The following is a 2,883-nucleotide window of genomic DNA, read 5'->3' as shown; positions in this document are numbered from 1 at the left end:
AAAGCCTCCAGACATATCCGTGGGTTCCTCGATAGGGACAAAGATTAGGATAACTGGTTACCTCACCCATCCACCTCGACTCTCCTTGTCAAGTACAATTTATACCAAATTAGATGAGCTTACCCTGAGATAAATACTAGACCAGGGTAATAACTTTATGCTGAGTCAAGGTTCAGAGGTGCTGCTCATGAGACGAAAACTCAAGCATTCACTTGCGTTGCTCTCTGAGCTGCTTTACTTAGTAACTTAGCACTGCTGTTAGATTTTTGTCAAGATTGAGCTTTGCGAGCAAGCAAGCTATCACGCAACCCTTGTGGGTCAAATCTTGCTTCGTTTATCCTGCGAACTTCTTGGGCTTGCTGCTGCCGTTGCTGTAGGAGAGCTATACTACCAAAGACGCCTGTAAAAACAATTAAGTGATCGCACGGCAATTCCAGATCAATATTCTTTAGGTTGTTCAGCCGTTAGATTCCCCACTATTGTCCTTGGGCTAGACTTATGTTAATAAGACACTCAACCTAACTTAGTTATAAGTTATCGTAACATCATCACAATTGAACCAGGTAAGCGTGGTGGCAAGCCTTATTTTAGGACGAGTTTAACCACCATGATCGTATAAGGTAAAATCTCGATCTAGCCATACGATTCTAAAAATTTCCCTATCCCGATAACCAACCATTGGTGCTTTTCTCTTGAAACGGAATGCAATAATATCTACATCCTCAGTAATATGCTTGGGAATTCCCACACTAATGCTATTTCGAGAAATCAATTCATATCCAAGTCCATGACGTGGCTGAAGCCGAAGTTCCTTCCAGGATAACTGACTCAACTTGTATAGTGTAGAAACTAAAGCAGCTTTTTCATCCTTCGTACAGCTATCCAAGCCATAGGTTTTATCAAGATAACGAAAGCAGAAAACTGGAGGTTCTGAGTCGTAATTGGGAAGAGGAGGTACTTGGGGAGGCGGTGCAAGGCGTTTTCCCTTTTTAGGCTCCTTACCTTTTATCCTCCCCATAACTACTTAATAAGTTGAGTTTCAAAGTACGCCTTCAGTAGCGAGTGTGATATCTCATCACCAGTGGGAGTATTCTTCCAAGGTAGTTCTTGGTGAGTAAAATGTGCTAGAGCTGGAGTTGTGTATTGCCCATACACTTCATAGACTTCATCAAGCAATTCTTGTATCTCTTGGTCGTACTCGTCCAAGTTGAAATCTTCAGGTTGTGGAATCGGCTTTGTCTTGAACTCCTTGTAGGTATGATAAACTTCTGGCACAACAGGACCATAATGCCAAGCTTCGATTTGCTCATTAAATAGAGGCTTATCATACAAAGCTAAGTGAAAACCTTGTGCATAGTAAAGCAACTTCTGAAGCTTTAAGTTTGTTATCCAGTCTTCCTCTTCAGGAGAGGCAAGTTTGATAAAATATTTGGCTATATCCAGTGCCTTATACATAAGCAACACCTGCTGCAAGAGGTGGTATATCCAATACATTACTCAATTCTAATGTAGCACAAATGTAATTTATTCGCTCACCGCTTTTGAAGTTCTTAGCCCGGAGTTTGAGCATTCAACTTAAATACTTCTTAATCCTTAACACCATGTTGAACTAATGCATTTGGTGTCAACCAACAGAGGTATTGCGTGTCGCTAACCAACGCTCAAATGATTGCTGACTTTCACCACTCCGTCTACCTGCCAATAACCCCTCAAGTCCAATATGCTCATCTAAATCAATCCACTCAATCGCATAGCCATCGCCTAGTAATTGCCAATTGTCCCGTTCTGCGGGTGAAGCGTGCATCAAGCGCGGATACCAAGCTAAAGGAACACTCAGGATTCGACCATCAACTAGATCTACAATCAGCCTCTCATCAGTGATGCTAACTTCGCTAGCAATGGGTTCTATCTCAAGTGTTAAAGTAGTCATACCACGCATCCAACAAAACGGTTTGATATTCTTCGACTAGCCTAGCAATTTGATTCAATTCGTGTTCCTTAAAGCCTCGATTCTTCTCTAAAGAGACAGGTTCCAACCAAAATTTGACAATTTGCCGATCTCGTTTAACGTGAATGTGAGCAGGTTCCCCCCGATCAGAGCTAAAAAAGATAAAGCTGTAAGGGCCAACCTGAAGAACAGTAGGCATACTTCAGATGCAGATTAAGGCTTGCTATCAAGTATCAGATATAGTTTTAGACTCGTCAATTAGGCAATGTAGCGCAAATGTAACTCGTGCGATCGCTCCAGCTCCTTAAAAGAATAGTCTTTTTTGTGTATCTGTACTAACCTCAATGACACCGGGCATTGGCAAAGCTTGTACTACTCGTTACTACCGGAGACACCTGCAAAGATGATTAAGCGATCGCTTGGGAGAGGGGGCGGCTGTAATCAATCCTTAAGTCATAGCTTCCCTGGTCATAGATCTCATCGAGCAATGGCTTTAGGTCAATCATTTGTTCCGGTTCACTAGCTTTTAGCGGCACTAGAAATTCAGGAATCCCATCTTGCAAATTAAACCCATAAAGAGCATCGCTTGGACGAGTTTCGCTATGACTTACCACAATAAGTCTTAAACTTGCTTGTTCGCGTCGGTACATTTCAATTTGTTGCAACTGCCAATCAATAATCCAATATTCTTGTACTCCTCGTAATGAGTGAAGATTTGCCGGCACCGGAGATGCCTGTGAAGACGATTGAGCAATACAAAAATAAGAAACACCCCAGAAATATGGGGTGCTTTTTTCAATGCTTCTAGCCCACATTCCGCACTTCAAAATGTAGTATAACTGAAGTATGAAGGGCGCTCGCTAAAACGAGGTATTGGCTGAGTAAAAATACTTAGTTAATTAACGGAGCCAAGATTTGACTCAATGAATCAACAG

6 protein-coding genes are annotated in these 2,883 nt (G+C 41.9%); all 6 read right to left on the bottom strand.

Going from position 1 to position 2,883, the window contains the following annotated elements:
• Window positions 1-269: 269 nt before the first annotated feature.
• Window positions 270-431 carry a hypothetical protein gene (locus IQ257_RS29275; RefSeq protein WP_193878123.1) on the bottom strand — a complete coding sequence of 54 codons (162 nt, stop codon included), beginning with the start codon at window positions 429-431 and terminating at the stop codon, window positions 270-272.
• 167 nt (window positions 432-598) lie between these two features.
• On the bottom strand, window positions 599-1,018 hold the full coding sequence (locus IQ257_RS29270) for a hypothetical protein (protein ID WP_193878091.1): 420 nt from the start codon (window positions 1,016-1,018) through the stop codon (window positions 599-601).
• A 2-nt stretch (window positions 1,019-1,020) separates the two neighbouring features.
• Window positions 1,021-1,455, bottom strand: a complete 435-nt coding sequence (locus IQ257_RS29265) for a Panacea domain-containing protein (protein WP_193878119.1) — start codon at window positions 1,453-1,455, stop codon at window positions 1,021-1,023.
• 169 nt (window positions 1,456-1,624) lie between these two features.
• Window positions 1,625-1,930 (bottom strand): DUF2442 domain-containing protein, encoded by a 306-nt coding sequence (locus IQ257_RS29260; protein WP_193878090.1) that lies wholly within the window; start codon window positions 1,928-1,930, stop codon window positions 1,625-1,627.
• Window positions 1,911-2,147 (bottom strand): DUF4160 domain-containing protein, encoded by a 237-nt coding sequence (locus IQ257_RS29255; protein ID WP_193878089.1) that lies wholly within the window; start codon window positions 2,145-2,147, stop codon window positions 1,911-1,913. The genes IQ257_RS29260 and IQ257_RS29255 overlap by 20 nt, the downstream gene beginning before the upstream one ends.
• Window positions 2,148-2,355: 208 nt before the next feature.
• Window positions 2,356-2,673: a DUF4058 family protein gene (locus IQ257_RS30555; RefSeq protein ID WP_322744508.1), complete on the bottom strand. Its 318-nt coding sequence runs from the start codon at window positions 2,671-2,673 to the stop codon at window positions 2,356-2,358.
• Window positions 2,674-2,883: the final 210 nt, after the last annotated feature.

The sequence above is a fragment of the Coleofasciculus sp. LEGE 07092 genome, from assembly GCF_015207375.1.
GTDB lineage: Bacteria > Cyanobacteriota > Cyanobacteriia > Cyanobacteriales > Coleofasciculaceae > LEGE-07092.
Note: the sequence above shows the minus strand (reverse complement) of the source record. Positions and strands in the feature narration are given on the sequence as shown.

What these genes read in the sequence shown, in the direction of transcription:
- IQ257_RS29260 (WP_193878090.1), bottom strand. Translation starts at nt 1,930, where the DNA reads ATGACTACTTTAACACTTGAGATAGAACCCATTGCTAGCGAAGTTAGC.
- IQ257_RS29265 (WP_193878119.1), bottom strand. Translation starts at nt 1,455, where the DNA reads ATGTATAAGGCACTGGATATAGCCAAATATTTTATCAAACTTGCCTCT.
- IQ257_RS29255 (WP_193878089.1), bottom strand. Translation starts at nt 2,147, where the DNA reads ATGCCTACTGTTCTTCAGGTTGGCCCTTACAGCTTTATCTTTTTTAGC.
- IQ257_RS29270 (WP_193878091.1), bottom strand. Translation starts at nt 1,018, where the DNA reads ATGGGGAGGATAAAAGGTAAGGAGCCTAAAAAGGGAAAACGCCTTGCA.